At 69.8% G+C, this 15,093-nt stretch carries 14 protein-coding genes; 12 read left to right on the top strand and 2 right to left on the bottom strand.

The genetic code is table 11. The annotated features are described in order from the left end of the window. Positions 1 to 78: 78 nt before the first annotated feature. Entirely contained in the window at positions 79 to 2,742 is a 2,664-nt protein-coding gene (locus tag C471_RS14765) for an alkaline phosphatase PhoX (protein WP_049909457.1), read from the bottom strand. 212 nt (positions 2,743 to 2,954) lie between these two features. On the opposite strand from C471_RS14765, the gene C471_RS14770 reads away from it, so the two are divergent. The 9 genes from C471_RS14770 to C471_RS14810 all read left to right on the top strand — a co-directional run bounded on the left by C471_RS14770 (position 2,955) and on the right by C471_RS14810 (position 10,509). Further along, the gene (locus C471_RS14770; protein WP_004050352.1) at positions 2,955 to 3,629 is read left to right on the top strand and encodes a cyclase family protein; all 675 of its coding nucleotides are present in this window, start codon (positions 2,955 to 2,957) and stop codon (positions 3,627 to 3,629) included. 82 nt (positions 3,630 to 3,711) lie between these two features. Next, a complete protein-coding gene (locus tag C471_RS14775; protein ID WP_004050353.1) occupies positions 3,712 to 3,993 on the top strand; it encodes a 50S ribosomal protein L44e in 282 nt (93 codons plus the stop codon). A 2-nt stretch (positions 3,994 to 3,995) separates the two neighbouring features. Next, positions 3,996 to 4,169, top strand: a complete 174-nt coding sequence (locus C471_RS14780) for a 30S ribosomal protein S27e (protein WP_004050354.1) — start codon at positions 3,996 to 3,998, stop codon at positions 4,167 to 4,169. An 18-nt stretch (positions 4,170 to 4,187) separates the two neighbouring features. After that, positions 4,188 to 4,988, top strand: a complete 801-nt coding sequence (locus C471_RS14785; RefSeq protein ID WP_004050355.1) for a translation initiation factor IF-2 subunit alpha — start codon at positions 4,188 to 4,190, stop codon at positions 4,986 to 4,988. Between the two features lie 37 nt (positions 4,989 to 5,025). Next, positions 5,026 to 5,208 (top strand): RNA-protein complex protein Nop10, encoded by a 183-nt coding sequence (locus tag C471_RS14790; RefSeq protein WP_004050356.1) that lies wholly within the window; start codon positions 5,026 to 5,028, stop codon positions 5,206 to 5,208. 75 nt (positions 5,209 to 5,283) lie between these two features. Beyond that, positions 5,284 to 6,036 carry a proteasome assembly chaperone family protein gene (locus tag C471_RS14795; protein WP_004050357.1) on the top strand — a complete coding sequence of 251 codons (753 nt, stop codon included), beginning with the start codon at positions 5,284 to 5,286 and terminating at the stop codon, positions 6,034 to 6,036. Positions 6,037 to 6,116: 80 nt separating this feature from the next. Continuing rightward, on the top strand, positions 6,117 to 7,283 hold the full coding sequence (locus C471_RS14800) for a thiolase domain-containing protein (protein ID WP_004050358.1): 1,167 nt from the start codon (positions 6,117 to 6,119) through the stop codon (positions 7,281 to 7,283). Beyond that, positions 7,280 to 7,681: a Zn-ribbon domain-containing OB-fold protein gene (locus C471_RS14805; protein WP_004050359.1), complete on the top strand. Its 402-nt coding sequence runs from the start codon at positions 7,280 to 7,282 to the stop codon at positions 7,679 to 7,681. The genes C471_RS14800 and C471_RS14805 overlap by 4 nt, the downstream gene beginning before the upstream one ends. Before the next feature lie 50 nt (positions 7,682 to 7,731). Next, positions 7,732 to 10,509 (top strand): hybrid sensor histidine kinase/response regulator, encoded by a 2,778-nt coding sequence (locus tag C471_RS14810; RefSeq protein ID WP_004050360.1) that lies wholly within the window; start codon positions 7,732 to 7,734, stop codon positions 10,507 to 10,509. Positions 10,510 to 10,524: 15 nt separating this feature from the next. Here C471_RS14810 and C471_RS14815 read toward each other — a convergent pair whose 3' ends face one another. After that, a complete protein-coding gene (locus C471_RS14815) occupies positions 10,525 to 11,295 on the bottom strand; it encodes a VOC family protein (RefSeq protein WP_004050361.1) in 771 nt (256 codons plus the stop codon). 192 nt (positions 11,296 to 11,487) lie between these two features. Between C471_RS14815 and C471_RS14820 the strand changes: the two genes are divergently transcribed. The 3 genes from C471_RS14820 (at position 11,488) to C471_RS14830 (ending at position 15,027) form a co-directional block, all read left to right on the top strand. Then, on the top strand, positions 11,488 to 12,675 hold the full coding sequence (locus tag C471_RS14820; protein WP_004050362.1) for a UbiA family prenyltransferase: 1,188 nt from the start codon (positions 11,488 to 11,490) through the stop codon (positions 12,673 to 12,675). A gap of 207 nt (positions 12,676 to 12,882) precedes the next feature. Beyond that, entirely contained in the window at positions 12,883 to 14,568 is a 1,686-nt protein-coding gene (locus C471_RS14825; RefSeq protein WP_049909458.1) for a histidine kinase N-terminal 7TM domain-containing protein, read from the top strand. A 30-nt stretch (positions 14,569 to 14,598) separates the two neighbouring features. Continuing rightward, positions 14,599 to 15,027 carry an EamA family transporter gene (locus C471_RS14830; protein ID WP_004050364.1) on the top strand — a complete coding sequence of 143 codons (429 nt, stop codon included), beginning with the start codon at positions 14,599 to 14,601 and terminating at the stop codon, positions 15,025 to 15,027. The last annotated feature ends 66 nt before the right edge of the window (positions 15,028 to 15,093 follow it).

The raw sequence follows: 15,093 nt of genomic DNA on the forward strand, positions 1-15,093 counted from the left end.
GAAGCGCGCGGATGCGGAGCGGGACCGTGCCGAGCGAGGCGGGGACCCGGCGTGAGCCGCGGGAGCGCGTCGAGACGACTAGTTGACCTCCGCGTAGAGGCTCACCACGTCGTCGAAGTCGAGCCGGTCGTTCTGGTTGAAGTCGAACGCCCGTGCGTTGGACGCGACGCTGTCGCTTTCGAGGTTGTCGAACAGCAGTTCCACGTCGGCGTAGTCGACGCGACCGTTCCCGTTCACGTCCTCGTAGTAGCCGTCGCCGTCGGGGTCCGTGGGGGAGTCCCCGCCGGAGCCGACGTTCGCGGGACCGGTGATCGCGAGCCCCGACCGCGCTTCGACGTCGACCGCCTCGCCGTCGTCGTCGTCGAGCGACCCCGCGGTGTCGATGTCGGTGACGCCGGCGCCGCGACCCGTGAGGGTGACCGTCGCCAGCGTGAAGTCGGTGTCGGCCGGCTCCATCGCGTCGTCGACGTCGGCGAACCGGAAGGAGGCCGTCGCGCCGTCGTCGGTGACGGTCGGCGGTTCCGAGAGCCCGACGGAGTCAGGGTAGCTCGCGCTCGTGATCCCGACGACGTCGGGGTCGGCGACGCTCACGGTGAACTCGCCGCCGGCGATCCCCTCGGGGACGTTCCGCGCGACGACCTCGGCCTCGACGGCGTCGCCCTGGCCGACGGCGACGGAGCTGACGTCGAGGCGGACGTTCGGCTGGAAGACGTAGAGTCCGTCGTTCGGGTACGAGCGGGCGGGGCCGCCGAACCCGTCCTCACAGCAGAGCACGCGGCCGTCGCGCATCGTGTACACGTTGTCGATGTTGCGGAGCGCGTCGTCGGCGTCCTCCGGGGAGTCGGTGAAGTCCGGACCGGTGATGACCGGTTCGAGCGTCGAGACGTTGTAGTCCGGCTCCAGCTCGGCGCGGTAGACGACCCCGCCGTCGACGCGGTCGAGCTGCACGTCGCCCTCGTCGTCGGCGAGCGCGTCGTTGAGCTCCGAGATCCCGAAGTAGACGAAGTCGCCGGGCTCGGAGTCGTCGACGCTGTCGACCCCCTCGGCCTTGTTGAACTCGATGGAGGCGCCGATCTCCTTGGCGGCCGCGCGCGTCTCCAGGAAGGGGACGCGCCGGAGCTCCTCGTCGACGCCCGCCGGCCCGTTCTCCTCGTACTGGGCCGCCCACTCGACGATCTCCTCGTTCGTGATGTAGTTCCGGTTGCCGTTGCGAATGACCTCGAGGTCGGCCTCTCGGACCGCGGCGGCCGGGTCGGTCTGCCAGTCGGTGTCGGCGTGGGTCTCCAGGTAGTCGGCCTGCGTCACGTCGTCGTACTCGGCGATCCACGACTCGACCTCGCCGTTGGTGGCGCTCCCGAGCGGGAGCCACTCGACGTCGAGCGGCGTCTGGGCGGGGGAGTTGCGCTCGCCGGCCTCCGCCGCGTTGGCGGCGTCGTTGGTGATCTTCGGGGCGAACAGCGTCCCTGCGATGTCGTCGGTGTCATCGTACTCGTCGATCGGCTCGTCGGCGACGAACTTGTAGATCCCCTTGCTGTCGCCGTCCGAGCAGCCGTAGACGGTCCGGCGGTCGCCCTGGATGTCGGGCGCCTCCCACGCGGCGCGGCCCATCACCCAGTACTTGATCGGGTTCGGCGGGTCGCCCGCCGGGTCGCGGATGTCGACGAAGTAGCCGTACCGGTACGGGTTCGGGTAGACGTCGGCGATCGGCGTCGTCGCGAGATTGCCGTCGCCGGTCTGATCCACGGGCTCCGCGCCGAGGTAGTACGCGAGCTTCTCGATGCCCGACTGCGACCACGAGCCCTGAATGGTGAACACCTCGTCGATCTCGCCGTCGTCGACGTAGTCGCCGAGGGCGTTCCCGATCTCACTGGGGTTTGGTCGGTTCCAGAACTGACAGCCACCGATCTTGCCGACGCCCGTTCCGGACTCAACGATGTCGCCGACGGTGTAGGTGTACGAGACGCGGGGGTGGCTGTAGTTCTCCTCGGCGGAGATCATGGTGCCCCACGGGCTCAGGTCCCCGTAGCAGTTGACCCACGTGCCGCCGATGTCGCGGAACGGCTCGGTGTTGACGACGTTGATCGCCTCCTCGGAGTCGGTGTCCGCGCTCCACTCGCCGGGCTCGTCCCGGCTGAGCGGCACCCGCGAGATCGCGCCGGGGTAGTTCTCCCAGTTGGTGAAGAGGTACCCCTCCGTCCCCTCGTCGTCGGTCGCGACGAACTGGTTGCAGTCGGGGTTGTTCCCGTACCCGCCGCTCGTCCCCTCGAACTCGGTGAGGTCCGTCCCGTTTGGGGTCTGGGGGACGCCGAGCCGCTCGCTTCCGGCCTGAATCGGCTCCTTCCCCTGGACGAGCACCTCGTAGTCGCCCGCCGCCGACCGCACCTGCCGCTGTTTCTCCTCGGTGTCCGGGACGCCGACTTCCGGGAAGTCGTCGTTGTCCCCGTTGAACTCGAACTGGAACCCGCTGAAGTACCCCACCGCCGCACGTCCGAACGGCTCCGGGTTTCCTCCCTCGGGATGTTGCAGGCTGTACAGAAGCGATCCGTCATCGAACACGAACGGCCCCGTCACCTCCGCGCCGAAGGCGGTCGTCGAGAAGCGCTTCAGATCGCCCCGGACGCTCGGCGCGCCCGGAGTGTCCGACTCCGATACCTCCTCCGCACTTGCTACGCCCGCGACGCTGGCTCCCAGCGCGGCGGCGACTGACACACGCATCAACCCTCGGCGGTTCATGTCCACCATGCGAGTGAGAGTGGCGAGGTAACCGGCAAGAAGTTTTATAATTCTTATATATACGTTGTAATTCTATCTGTGTCGGGTAATATTTCAATAAACGTATCTGTTGGTCTCTGTTCCGGTATATATCTCTTCGAAGCGCCGACGTGCCGGGGATCGCCGGTCGCGATCGACACCTCCACGCCGGTGTTTAAGGGTCGCCGGCGTCAGAGGTCACCGTGTTCCGCGACCTCTCGCGACCGATCGAGACGGGGATGCCGACGTATCCGGGCGATCCCGACGTGACGCTCTCCCCCGACGCGACTCACGGGGAGGACGGCTACGCGACGAGCGAGCTCAGGGCCGGGACGCACGCGGGGACCCACGTGGACGCGCCGCGACACGCGCTCCCGGACGGGGAGCCGATCGACGGGGCCGACGTGGGGCGGTTCGCGTTCGACGCCCGCCTCGTCGACTGCCGGCCACTTGAGCCGCGAGAGCCGATCGCGGCCGAGGCGCTTCCCGAGCCGGACGCCCTCGACCCCGCGGTCGACCTCCTCGTCCTCCGGACCGGCTGGGCGTCCCACTGGGGTGCCGACCGGTACCGCGATCACCCGTACCTGACCGCGGCGGCCGCGAGACGGTGCCGAGCGCTGGGCGTCGGGGTCGGCCTCGACGCGTTCGGGCCGGATCCGACGCCGCCCGGATCGGCGGAGGATACCGGACCGCCCCGCGGAGGCGAGCCCGGCGGCACCCCCGCCCACGACGCCCTCCTGCGCGACTCGCTGCCGATCGTCGAGAACCTCTGCGGGCTCGACGGCCTCCCCGAGCGGTTCCGGCTGTACGCCTTCCCGCTCCGGCTCCGCGACGGGGACGGGTCGCCGGTGCGGGCTGTCGCGGAGTGGGAGGAGTGAGGGGCAGACGCGCCGCCGCACCCGAGCCAGACCAAACCCGTTTTAAGCGTCGGCGACGAACCGCGATTCAAGGTCGATATCCATGGAGATGCCACGTCGTTTCAACACGTACTGTCCACACTGTGACTCCCACCAGGAGCACGAAGTGGAGAAGGTTCGATCGGGTCGGGCGACCGGAATGAAACGCGACGCGCGCCAGCAGCGCCGCGCGCTCGCGACGATCGGCAACGCCGGCGGGTACTCGAAGGTGCCCGGTGGCGACAAGCCGACCAAGAAGACCCACCTGAAGTACCGCTGCGGCGACTGCGGCAAGGCCCACATGCGCGAGGGATGGCGCGCCGGCCGGCTCACGTTCCAGGAGTAAGCATGGCGGGAAGCTTCCACCGCGTCGCCTGCGGCGACTGCGAGAACGAACAGGTCGTCTTCGGCAAAGCCTCATCGACGGTGTCGTGCGCGGTCTGCGGCACGACCCTCGCGACCCCGACCGGCGGGGAGGCCGAGCTCCACGGCGAGATCGTCGAAACCGTTGAGGCGCGGTAACCGCCTCACCACCCCCGTATGAAGTACAGCGGCTGGCCCGAACCCGGCGAGTTAGTGGTCGGCGACGTCGACGAAATCGCCGACTTCGGCGTGTTCGTCGACCTCGACGAGTACGAGGACAAGCGCGGCCTCTGTCACATCAGCGAGGTCGCCTCCGGCTGGATCAAGAACGTCCGCGACCACGTCCGCGAGGGACAGACGGTCGTCGCGAAGGTGCTCGACGTCGACGAGTCGTCGAACCAGATCGATCTCTCGATCAAAGACGTCAACGAACACCAGCGCAAGGACAAGATACAGGCCTGGAAGAACTCGCAGAAGGCCGACAACTGGATGCTGATCGCGCTCGGCGAGGACGTCGACGACGACCGCTACACCGCGGTCGCCAACGCGCTGCTCGCCGAGTACGACTCGCTGTACGACGCCTTCGAGGCGGCCGCGATCAGCGGCGAGGAGGCGCTCGAAGACGTCGACATCGACGACGACGCCCTCGACGCGGTCGTCGAGGCCGCCCGCGACAACGTCTCCGTCCCGTACGTCGACGTGACCGGCTACGTCGACCTGGAGTCCGCGGCCCCAGACGGCGTCGACGACGTGAAAGAGGCGCTCACCGCGGCCGAGGGCAACGGCGAGATCCCGGACGGCGTCGACCTCGAGGTCGGCTACGTCGGCTCGCCCGAGTACCGGATCAAGGTCCGCGCGCCCGACTACAAGACGGCCGAGGACCAGCTGGAGGCCGCCGCGGGCCGAGCCCGCGAGGCCATCGAGGCCGCCGGCGGCTCCGGCGAGTTCCACCGCGAGCGCCGCGAGGACGACGAGTAGTCGCCTCCGGCCTGTTCCCACCGCTTTTCCCTAACCCGTGAAATCCGACATCCGCGTCTGCGCGAACTGGGAGACCGCCCACGACCGACCGGTGTACGCGCTCGGCGATCGCTGTCCGGAGTGCGACGGCCCGACCGAGAACAGCGCGCCGGCGCCGTTCAGCCCCGAGGACCCGTACGGAGAGTACCGGCGTCGGGCGCGGCGGCGGGCGTCGGAGTAGCTCACTCACGACCGCGCCCCGTCCGCAACGCCGGAATAGCCACCCTCTTGTGAGCCCCGCCCGGATGGAATCGGTATGGACGACATCGAGATCGACGAGGTCGCGACGCCGGAGCTCGACGACCCGGTGCTCATCGAGGGACTGCCGGGCGTCGGCCACGTGGGGAAGCTCGCGGCCGAACACCTGTTAGAGGAGTTCGACGGCGAGTTAGTCCGCCGCGTGTACACCACCGAGTTCCCGCCGCAGGTGAGCGTCGACGGCGACGGCGTCGCGGAGCTGACCTGCGCCGAGTTTCACGCGGTCGAGACCGACGGCGCCGACCTGCTCGTGTTGACCGGCGACCACCAGGCGGGCTCGAACAAGGGCCACTACACGCTCACCACGACCTTCCTCGACATCGCCGAGGAGTTCGGTGCGACCCGCGCGTTCGCGCTCGGCGGCGTGCCGACCGGCGAACTCGTCGAGGAGTACACCGTGCTCGGTGCGGTCTCCGACGGCGACCTCCTCGACGAACTGGAGGAGATCGGCGTCGAGTTCCGCCCGGACGAGCCAGCCGGCGGCATCGTCGGCGTCTCCGGGCTCGTGCTCGGGCTCGGCGGCCGACGCGGGTTCGACGCCGCCTGCCTGATGGGCGAGACGAGCGGCTATCTCGTCGACCCGAAGAGCGCGCAGGCGGTGCTGGAAGTGCTCGCTGACCGCCTCGACTTCTCCGTCGGCTACGAGAGCCTGGAGGACCGCGCCGAGGAGATGGAGGAGGTCGTCGGCAAGATCCAGGAGATGCAGGACGGACCCGCGGTGCCGGACGACGACCTGCGGTACATCGGATGAGGCTCGGTTCGGCCGATTTGTAAGCGGCAGCGGCCGCGCGTTCCGGCAAGGCTAAATCGGACCCGAATAATCGATCGTGTATGACTGACGTACGCGTCGCCGGGGTCGGGCTCACCCGCTTCGGGAGCCACCCGGACCGGACGGGTCGCGACCTCTTCGCGACGGCCGCGCTGCGGGCGTTCGAGGACGCCGGCGTCCCTCGCGAGGACGTCGAGGAGCTGAACTACGGCAACTTCATGGGCGCGCTCGCCGAGCACCAGGGCCACCAGGCGCCGCTGATGGCCGAGGCGGCCGGCGTGAGCTGCCCGTCGACCCGCTACGAGGAGGCGTGCGCCTCGGCCGGCGTCGCGGTCCGCGAGGCGGTCCGGACCGTGCGCGCCGGCGACGCCGACGTGGCCCTGGCCGGCGGGATGGAGCGCATGACCAACCTCCCGACCGACGAGGTGACCGAGGGGCTCGCCATCGCCGCCGACGACCTGTTCGAGGTGCGGGCCGGGGTGACGTTCCCCGGGGCGTACGCGCTGATGGCGACCGCCTACTTCGACGCGTACGGCGGCGAGCGCGAGGACCTCGCGCACGTCGCCGCGAAGAACCACGCGAACGCGGTCCCCAACGAGTACGCCCAGTACCGCAAGGAGGTGTCCGTCGAGGAGGCGCTCGACGCCCCGCCCGTCGCGGAGCCGCTCCACCTCTACGACGCCTGCCCGATCACCGACGGCGCGAGCGCGCTCGTGATCGTCTCCGAGGAGTACGCGGCCGAGCACGACGTGGACGCCCCGGTCGCGGTGACGGGCACCGGGCAGGGGACCGACCGGATGTCGCTCGCGGACCGCCAGCACCTCGCTCGCACTCCCGCGGCCGACGACGCCGCCGACGCGGCCTACGCCGACGCCGGCGTCGGCCCGGGCGACGTCGACGTGGCGGAGGTCCACGACTGTTTCACTATCGCGGAGGTGCTCGCGCTGGAGTCCCTCGGCTTCTTCGACCCCGGAGAGGGGATCTCGGCCGCTCGCGACGGCGTCACGACCGCCGACGGCGACCTCCCCGTGAACCTCTCGGGCGGGCTGAAGGCGAAGGGGCACCCGGTCGGCGCGACCGGCGGCTCGCAGATCGCGGAGCTGACTCGACTGTTACGCGGCGACCACCCGAACAGCGAGCGCGTCGCCGACGCCGAGGTCGGGGTCGCCCACAACGCCGGTGGGACGGTGGCCAGCGCGGTCGTCCACGTACTGGAGGTGGCGAAATGAGCGCTCCCGCGAGCAACGGGGCGTACGACGAGTGGCTCGACGCCCTCGGCGACGGCGAGGGGTACGCCCTCGTCTGTCCGGAGGGCCACGGGTCGCTTCCCCCGCGGCGGGTGTGTCCGGAGTGCGGGTCCGCGACGCTCTCCGAGGAGCGGCTCGCGGGGACCGGAACCGTCGAGACGTACAGCGTCGTCCACGTCGCCGGGCCGCAGTTCGCCGACGACACCCCGTACGTGACCGCCGTCGCCGACTTCGGGCCGGTCCGGATCACGGGCGTCCTGCGGGGGGTCGAGCCCGGGTCCGACGCGGTCGCGGTCGGCGACCGGGTCGCGGTCGGCGTCGAGGAGCGCGCCACCGACGGGGCGCCGCTCGTCGCCTTCCGGCCGGCGGGCGGGGAGTAGGAGTCGTCCGGTCCAAACGGTTATGCCGGCGTCACGAGTATCCCGACCCCATGGGTGACCGCATCCGCGTGCTCCACGTCGACGACGACCCGGATCTCGCGGAGGTCACCGCGTCGTTCCTCGAACGCGAGGATTCGCGGATCGCGGTCGAGACCGCCTCGAACGCCACCGAAGGCCTCGATCGCCTCGACGACCCGGACACCGGAGTCGACTGTATCGTCTCCGACCACGACATGCCGGGCCCGAACGGGATCGAGTTCTTAGAGGCCGTCCGCGAACGCGACCCGGACCTCCCGTTCATCCTCTACACCGGGAAGGGGTCGGAGTCGGTCGCCAGTGAGGCGATCTCCGCGGGCGTGACGGACTACCTCCAGAAGGGGGGCGGCACCGAGCAGTACGAGATCCTGGCCAACCGGGTCGTCGAAGCGGTCGAGAAGCGTCGGATCGAGCGCGAGGCCGACCGGACGCGGGCGCATCTGCAGGCGATCACCGACCACTCGATGGACGCGATCGTCACCATCGACGCCGACAGCCGGATCCGGTTCGCGAACCCGGCGGTCGAGCGGCTGTTCGGGTACGCGCCCGCGGAACTGGAAGGCGAACCGTTGGCGACGCTGATGCCCGACCGGAAGGAGGAGGCGCACCACGAGGCCCTCGCGCGGTACTGCGAGACCGGCGAGCGATCGATGGACTGGTCGGCCGTCGAGTTCCCGGGGGCGCACCGAGACGGCCGCGAGATTCCGCTGTCGATCTCTTTCGGGGAGTTCGAGGAGGACGGCGAGCGCCGGTTCGTCGGGATCCTCCGAGACGTGACGGAGCGGGAGCGACACCAGGCGTTCGTGGAGCGGTCCAGCGACATCGTCACCGCGCTCGACGCGAACGGGACGTTCCAGTATGCGAGCCCCTCGATCGAGTGGATCCTCGGCCACGACCCGGCGGAGTTGGTCGGCGAGTACGCGTTCTCGTACGTTCACCCGGAAGACCGCGAGCGGGTCGTCGAGGCGTTCGCGCGGTCGATCACCGGCGAGGAGCCCGACCCGACGGTCGAGTACCGGCTGGAGGACGCCGACGGGGAGTACCTGTGGGTGGAGTCGGTCGGGAGCAACCGGCTCGACGAACACGGAGTCAGCGGGTTCGTGATCAACACCCGCGACATCTCGGACCGCAAGCGGCGCGAGGAGAAACTGGCGCGGCTCCGCGAGTGGACGCGGGACCTCAACTACACGCGGACGGTCGACGAGACGACGCAGCTGGCCGTCGACGCCGTGGACGAGGTCGTCGGCGCGGGACTGAGCGGGATCCACCTCGTGAACGAGGCCGGCGACGCGCTCGAACCGGTCGCGCTCGCCGAGTCCGTACCCTCCTTTTTCGACGACCAGCCCTCCTACGAGCGGGACGCTTCCGCCGGAACGCGCGCGGCCCTCGCGTGGGAGACGTATCGCGGCGACGAGCCCCTCCGCGTCGGCGACCTGTCGGCGTTCGACCCGCTCGACGAAGAGACCCCCGCCGAGAGCATCGTCCTTCACCCGATCGGTGACCACGGGCTGTTCGTCATCTCCTCGGCGGAGCCGCACGCGTTCACCGAGACCGACGTGCTCATCGCGGAGATCCTCGCGAACCACCTCGAAGCCGCGTTGGACCGGGTCGCGCGCGAGACCAGCTTGGAGCGGCTCCACGACGCGACCCGGAATCTGATCCGGGCGGACTCCCCGGAGGAGATCGCCGAGCGCGTCGTCGACGCCGCCGAGGAGGTGCTCGGGTTCTCCGTGGTCACCGTCCGGCTGTACGACGAGGACGCGGGCGGGCTCGTCCCCGTCGCGGTCTCGGGGGCGGTCAGAGAGATACTGCCCGAGAGGGTGGTGTTCACCCCCGACGGCGGCAGCCTCAACTGGGGGGCGTTCGAGGCGGGCGAGCCGCGCGTGTACGACGACATCGAGACGGCGGGGGCGGTCGACACCGGCACGGGGCTCCGGAGCCTGATGATCCTCCCGGTCGGCGAACACGGGACCATCTCCGTCGGCGAGACCGATCCCGAAGTCTTCGACGAGACCGACGAGCACCTCGCGCGGATCCTCGCGACGGCGGCCGAGACGGCGCTCAACGCCGCGGCGCGGGCCAGCCGCCTCCACGAGCGGAGCGCGGAGCTGGAGCGGCAGAACGACCGGCTGGCGGAGTTCGCCAGCGTCGTCTCCCACGACCTCCGAAACCCGTTGAACGTGGCGCAGGGGCGGGTGGAGTTGGTCCGCGACGAGTGCGACAGCGAGCACCTCGATGCGGTCGCGGGCGCCCACGAGCGGATGGACACGCTGATCGCCGACCTGCTCACGCTCGCCCGCGAGGGCGAGCGGGTGAGCGAGACGGAGCCGGTCCGGCTCTCCGCGGTCGTCGACTCCTGCTGGCGGACGGTCGAGACCGCGAACGCGACGCTGACCGTCGAGGACGACCTGTGGCTCCGGGCCGACGAGAGCCGGCTCAGACAGCTCGTCGAGAACCTGATGCGGAACGCGGTCGAGCACGGCGGCGACGACGTGGCGATCGCCGTGGGCGTGCTCGGCGACGGGAAGGGGGCGGGGAGGAAAGGCGGAGCAAGCGACGGGACGACCGACGAGGTCGGGTTTTTCGTCGAGGACGACGGACCGGGAATCCCGGAGGCGAAGCGTGAGGAGGTGTTCGACGCCGGCTACTCGACCTCGCAGGAGGGGACCGGCTTCGGCCTGCGGATCGTCGAGCAGGTGGCGACGGCACACGGATGGGGGGTCCGAGTCGTGGAGGGTCGCGACGGCGGCGCCCGGTTCGAGGTGACCGGCGTGGAGCCGGCGGGCGAGTGACGAAATAGCGGGTCGTTACTCGCGGACGAGCAGTTCGATCTCGTGGCCGTCCTGGTCCTTCGTGAACGCGTAGTTGTGGTCACAGGACTCCGGATCGCGGTAGTCGGGCGCCTCGCGGGTCATCAGCGTGTCCCAGGCCTCGTCGAGGTCGTCGACGCGGACGCAGAGGTGGCCCCAGCCGTCGCCCATCGTGTACTCGCGGCCGTCGTAGTTGTAGGTGAGCTCCAGCTTCATCGCCTCCTTGGCGGCGTCCTCGGGGGCCATGAAGTAGTTCGAGAAGCTGTCGGCCTCCCACCGGCCGCTCGGCTGCTCCGTGTACTCGAACTTGCGGGTCCAGTAGCCGAGCGCCTCGTCGGCGTCCTCGACGCGGATCATCGTGTGGTCGATGCTCCACTTCTCTCCGTAGTCGCGCTTGACGATCTCGATCTCGTGGCCGTCCGGATCCTTCACGAACGCGTAGCGGTTCCCGCACGACTCGGGATCGCGGTAGTCCTCGACGCCTTCCGCCATCAGCTGGTCGTACGACTCCTGAAGCGCGTCTTCGGGGACGCGAACGGCGATGTGCCCCCACGCGTCGCCGATCTCGTAGGTGTGGTCGCCGTGGTTGTAGGTGAGCTCTAAGAGCGCGCCGTCCTCGTGAACGCCCTCGGGACCGAGGTAGACGTTGGTGAAGGTGTCGGCCTCCCACCGGCCCTTCTCCTCGTAGTTCAGATGGGTCTGATACCAGTCGAGGCTCTCCTCGAGGTCCTCGACGCGGATCATCACGTGATCGAAGGTTCCGTCCATGCTCGATCCGTCGGCCGCTCGCCCCAAAAGCGTACTGAAGCGGGGCGAGGGTGGTCGAGATCCGACGCCGCGCGACGGGCCATGACAAACGCGGCCAGGGTTTTCTGCAGTTATCTTCTAGTTAATAGATGGTTGTCGAGGGGTGATACGTAGGTGGCGGGAGACGCAGCGGCCGCCGTCGCTCGCCGACCGATGCAAGACACACGAGACCCGCCGTCGACCCCGATCGACGGTACCGACGAGTCGTATCACACGCAGCCAACTCCCGACGCGGAATCGGTCCCCAAACCGAGGGGAACCGGTGCCGAAACGACGGGTTCGGGCGGACCGGCCTCGGCCGGATCGGCCGTTCCCGCAGATCCGACACCGGCCGAGGAGGGACCGGTCGAGGCGACACCGGCCGAGGCGGCACGACCCGAAGCGGTTCCGACCGAGCCGGCCGACGCCGTCGACCGCCTGGGGCCGCTCATCGAACTCGCCTCCGGCTCTCCGTTCGTGGCGGCGATCGCCGCGATAGAGACGGTCATCGCGACCGTCCTGCTCGGCGTGCCGCTTTCGCCCGCGCCGGCCGTGGTCGGGCTCGTGACGTTCGCGGTGTACACGGTCGACCACGTCGCCGACGCGGAGGCGGACGCTCGGTCCACGCCCGAACGCGCGCGGATCGCGCGCCGGTACGGCGACCAGCTGATGATCGGCGCCGCCCTCGCCTACGGGCTCGCCGTGGCGCTTTCGACCCTCGGCGGACCGCTCGCGCTGGGCGTCGCGCTGCTTCCCGGAACGCTCTGGGTCGCGTACGCCTCCGACTGGCTCCCGAACGTCGGACGGGCCGTCCGATCGCTCGCGCCTGAGGGCGGTCTCGCGGCCAACCGGCGGTTCCCGCGACTGAAGGAGGTGCCCGTCCTCAGTTCCGTCGTCGTCGCCGCGGGGTGGACGCTCGCGGTCACGCTCCTTCCGCTGGCGTTCGCCGGCTCAGCGTCTCTCGGCTCCGCGGCTCTCGGTGCGGCACCACGCGAACCGATCGTCGCTGTCGCGATGGCGTACTTCCTCCTGCGGTCGTTCGTCGACACCGAGCTCCCGAACGTCCGGGACGTGGACGCGGACGCCGCTGCGGGGGTCGCGACGCTCCCGACCGTCCTCGGCGTCGCTCGGACCCGCCGCGTGCTGTACGGAGTCGACCTCGCCACCGCGGCGACGCTGGCGGCGGCGACGCTGGCCGGGGTTCTCGCGCCGGGCATCGCCGCGGCGCTCGGCCTCGGGGTCGCGGCGTCCCTCGCGGTCACCGCGCTCGCCGGTCGCGTCGACGACGGCGCGGTGCTGGGCGTCGCTCCCGACTGCAGCTACCTCGTCGTCGCGGCGGCGCTGGTGCTCACCGCGGCCTGACCAACCGACGGACCCGACAGGGAGACCGGTGGCGACGCGGTCTCGCCCCCTCCCACGTCTCGCCCGCCGTCTTTCGCCCGCCGTCTTTCGCCCGCCGTCTNGCCATCAGAGATGTGTATAAGAGACAGGCTGGCGACCCTGCGCGGGGACGGGAATCTCTGGCCGCCGGAGCAAAATGATTTATATTGTGGTCCTGTGTAAATAACTGTGATCGGGTTGAGTCCGCTTTCTGTCGCGCTGCTTTCCGCGGTCGTTACCGGCACGTCCGCGGCGATCCTCGCGTGGCGCGAGCGGCCGGAGGCGGGCGCGACGTGGCTGACGGCGCTGCTCGTCGGGCAGGTCTGGTGGACGACGTTCCTCGTCTTCGAGCTGGAGGCGCCGACCCTCGCGGCGAAGTCGCTGTGGTACGACGTGCAGTGGATCGGAGTCGTGATCATCCCCGTGGGGTGGCTGCTGTTCGCGCTGGAGTACACGGGACGGGAACGGTACGTGACGCCGCGAGTCGTGGCGATGCTTCTCGTCGTGCCCGCCGTCACGATCGGCGTCGTGGCCACCGGCGATCCGTGGGGGCTCGTGGTCGCCGACCGGGAGGTCGCGGCGACCGCGGTCGGCTCGTTCCTCCGCGTCGACCCGGGCACGTGGTACTACGTCATCGCCGGGTACACCTATCTGCTCGGGCTGTTCGGGTCGATCCCGATCCTCCAGCTCGTCAGCGACGACGCGCGGCCCTTCCGGGGGCAGAGCGCCGCGCTGATCGTTGGGACGGCGGCGCCGTGGGCCAGCAGCGTCTTCCACCTCACCGGGACCTTCCCGATTTCCGGACTGGACCCCACCCCGCTCGCGTTCGCGGTGTCCGGGGTCGCGTACCTCCTCGCGCTCTCCCGGTTCCGGCTGCTCACGCTCGCGCCGGCACCGCGCCGGCGCGCGCGGCAACTGGTGTTCGAACACCTCCACGATCCGGCGTTCGTGGTCGGGACCGAGGGGTACGTGATCGACTTGAACCAGAGCGCCGCGGACACCTTCGGAATCGACCGGCGATCCGCGGTAGGGGAGCCGGCCGGTGCGATCGTTCCGCGGTACGACGACATCTCGGTCGAAGGCTCGGACCGGTCCCCGGTCTCGATCGCGGGTCCGAACGGTCGGCGCCCCTACGAGGTCACCGTCAGGTGTATCGCCGACGGACACGATCGGCCGACCGGCGAGGTAGTGGTGTTCCACGACATCGGCGAGTATCTCGGTCAACAGCAGCGGCTGGACGTGCTCAACCGGGTGTTCAGACACGACGTGCGGACGGAGACGAACCTGATCTACGGGTACGCCGACCAGCTTCGCGACGACCCGACCGACGAGCACGCGCTGGACGTGGTCAAGAAGAGCGCCTCGCGCATCCTCGATCTCAGCGAACGCACCCGGACGGCGAGCGAGCTGTTCGATCCGATGGCGAAGTCGCCGCCGCCGGTCGCGCTCGACGCGCTCGTCGAGGAAGTGACCGCGGCGCTTCGGACCGAGTTCCCGGAGGCGAACGTCTCCGTCGAGGGCGACGTGCCGGCGGTCCGGGTCCCGGCCGTGTTGCGGGCGGTCGCGGAGAGCCTCTGTTCGAACGCGGTCCGACACAACGACGGCGAGTCCCCCTCCGTGTGGCTCGGTGCCGCCGCGGACGGCGGGTGGGTCGAACTCTCCGTGGCCGACGACGGCCCCGGGATCGAAGAGGCGGAGCGCGAGGTCCTGAAACGCGGCACCGAGACGCCCCTGGAACACGGCAGCGGACTGGGGCTGTGGATCGTGAAGTGGGGCGTCGATCAGGTCGGCGGGAGCGTCGAGTTCAAGGACCGGGAGCCGCGCGGGACGGTCGTCACCGTTTCGGTGCCGGTCAGGGGAGACGCAGGTCGGTAGGCACTTGTTCGCCGCCGTCCAGTCCGAAACATGAACACGTATCTCCCGTACGCGCTCCTCGCGATGGGCGCGTACGCGCTTGTCTCGCCGCTGATGCGCGTCGCGACGACCGGCCCCGACGCGATCCCGAGCGACGTCGCGGTCGTCGTCTCGAACTCGCTTCTCATCTGCATGGCCGTGGGCGTGCTCGCGTACACCGGACAGGGGTTCACCGAACACCTCGCCTCGCCGAAGATCGTTCACGTGCTCGCGGCCGGCGTCTTCCTCGGGATCGGTATCCTGGCGCTGTACCGATCGCTCGCGCTCGGCCCGGTGAGCGTCGTGACGCCCATATTCGCGATGTTCCTCGTGTTCTCCTCCGTGATCGGATTCCTCCTTCTAGGCGAGTCGTTCAGCGCGCGGAAGGCGCTGGGCATCGCGTTCGCCGTGGCGTCGGTGTACCTCGTGTCGGGGGCGTGAGCCGGCACGGAGGCGACGCCGCGCTTCGGTCCCCCGATCCGGAAACGCCCGCCGCGTGACGAAATT

It is taken from the genome of Halorubrum saccharovorum DSM 1137 (genome assembly GCF_000337915.1).
Lineage (GTDB): Archaea > Halobacteriota > Halobacteria > Halobacteriales > Haloferacaceae > Halorubrum > Halorubrum saccharovorum.